The sequence below is a fragment of the Stenotrophomonas sp. PS02289 genome (assembly GCF_029960115.1).
In the GTDB taxonomy this organism is placed as follows: domain Bacteria; phylum Pseudomonadota; class Gammaproteobacteria; order Xanthomonadales; family Xanthomonadaceae; genus Stenotrophomonas.
In genome coordinates, this window is sequence record NZ_JASCOZ010000318.1 from 1 (window position 1) to 1876 (window position 1876).

Below are 1876 nucleotides of genomic sequence, written 5' to 3' on the forward strand. Positions count from 1 at the left end.
CGGCCGGCGCTACCCACGCAGCATAGCGTGCGAACCACCCGCGCGACGCGTCAGCGCGTGCGTCCGGTAGCGCCGGCCGTTGGTCGGCCCAGGCGGTGCATCAACCGCGCTGGATCGCGTCCAACGCCGCCAGCACCTCATCCAGCTGCGGCTGCAGCGCGGTCAACGGGTGCTCAGGGTCCTGCGCATGACGCCGAGCCAGGTCCAGCAGCAGCTGAGTGGCCACCACGGCGGCGGCGCGTTCATCGCCGCTCAGGCCGCTCTGGCGACGCGCGGCCTCCAGCAGCCGCATCCAGTCCTGCTGGGCGCGGTGTTCCAGTTCGATGGTGCAGCGCCCACTGCACTGCAACCCATCCTTTTCAATCGGGGTGACGGTAATGCGGTAGCGCTGGGAGGTGCTGGTCATGGCGGCAGGCACGGTAGGGGACGCCTCCACCTTAGGCGTGACACCGCGCGGCGACGACAGGTGCGGCTGCACGCAGTGTTCCACCCTGTGCGTTTCAACCGCAGGGTCAGGGCCGCAGAAGGCCGCAGGTTGTGGCTTGCGGGGGTACCCGGGGACATCGCCGGGTTTTGGCAACGCTGTGTTTCGTGCGGCTGGTTGGGCCGAAAATGAAACGGGACGGCCAAGGCCGTCCCGTTCCGGTGTTGCAGGGAAGCGCGCAGATTACAGCGCGGCGTCCTTGAGCTTCTTGAGCGGACGCACCTTCAGCTTGGTGGTGGCCGGCTTGGCGGCGAACCACTGCTCTTCCTTGGTGAACGGGTTGATGCCCTTGCGCTTCGGCTTGGCCGGAACGGCGACAGCGGTGATCTTCAGCAGGCCCGGCAGGGTGAAGCTGCCAGCGCCCTTCTTGTGCACCGAAGAGGCCACTGCGCTTTCCAGCGAGGCCAGCACGGCGCGGACGTCCTTGGCGACAACGCCAGAGGCTTCAGCGATGTGTGCAACCAGGCCGGACTTGGTCAGCACTTCCTTGATCGGCTTCGGAGCGGCCGGCTTGGCGGCTGCCTTCGTTGCGACTTTCTTCGCTGCCTTCTTCGGGGCAGCCTTCTTAGCGGTCTTTGCCATGGTTTCCTGTTCCGTAACGGTTGGTTGTGTGGTCGCGCCGAACCCCGTCGGCAAGCGAAATGTAGGGCAAGTGACCTGCGCCGCCAATAGGTAGACGCATAAATTTCAGGTTTTTTTGCATGTGCGGTTACTGCAGTGCATCAGGTCATGCCCTGAAAACAGGGTGGCACGACCGGGGAGGGCCGCGCTAGAGGGGGCATTGCGGACACGCCGGCCCGACGCCGCGCTAACGCGCGACCCTCTACGCTGGCCGCGCCATTCACCCCGCAGAGGACAGATCAAATGGGCATTTCGCGTCACGCCAAAGCGCACTGGGAAGGTGACCTGAAGACAGGCAAGGGACAATTGAGCACGCCACAGAGTGGCCTGCTGGACAACACCCGCTATGCCTTCAGCAGCCGTTTCGGCGATGAAAAAGGCACCAATCCGGAAGAACTGATCGCCGCCGCGCATGCCGGCTGCTTCACCATGGCGCTGTCGGCCAAGCTCACCGAAGCCGGGTTCCCGCCCACCACCCTGGACACCGAGGCCAAGGTCGACCTGTCCATGGAGGGCGGTCCGCAGTTGTCGCAGATCAGCCTGTCGGTCAAGGCGGTGGTGCCGGGCATCGATGAGACCCAGTTCCGCGCCGTGGCCGACGATGCCAAGCAGAACTGCCCGGTGTCCAAGGCGCTGAGTGCGGTGCCGATCAGCCTGAAGGCCGAACTGGCCGGTTGATTTCCCGGGTTACCGCGTCGGGGGGGGGGGGGGGGGGGGGGGGGGCGGGGGGGGCGGGCCGGGGGGCGGGGGGGGGCCGGGGGCGCCCCCCCC

3 protein-coding genes are annotated in these 1876 nt (G+C 66.7%); 1 reads left to right on the forward strand and 2 read right to left on the reverse strand.

Features of this window, described 5'->3' with window-relative positions:
• Nucleotides 1-100: 100 nt before the first annotated feature.
• Together QMX83_RS21330 and QMX83_RS21335 are read right to left on the reverse strand one after the other, a co-directional pair.
• Nucleotides 101-406, reverse strand: coding sequence for a DUF3861 family protein (locus QMX83_RS21330; protein WP_282298624.1), 306 nt, complete (start codon nucleotides 404-406; stop codon nucleotides 101-103).
• A gap of 261 nt (nucleotides 407-667) precedes the next feature.
• Nucleotides 668-1066 carry an HU family DNA-binding protein gene (locus QMX83_RS21335; protein ID WP_125362407.1) on the reverse strand — a complete coding sequence of 133 codons (399 nt, stop codon included), beginning with the start codon at nucleotides 1064-1066 and terminating at the stop codon, nucleotides 668-670.
• 282 nt (nucleotides 1067-1348) lie between these two features.
• On the opposite strand from QMX83_RS21335, the gene QMX83_RS21340 reads away from it, so the two are divergent.
• The gene (locus tag QMX83_RS21340; protein ID WP_282298623.1) at nucleotides 1349-1783 is read left to right on the forward strand and encodes an OsmC family protein; all 435 of its coding nucleotides are present in this window, start codon (nucleotides 1349-1351) and stop codon (nucleotides 1781-1783) included.
• Nucleotides 1784-1876: the final 93 nt, after the last annotated feature.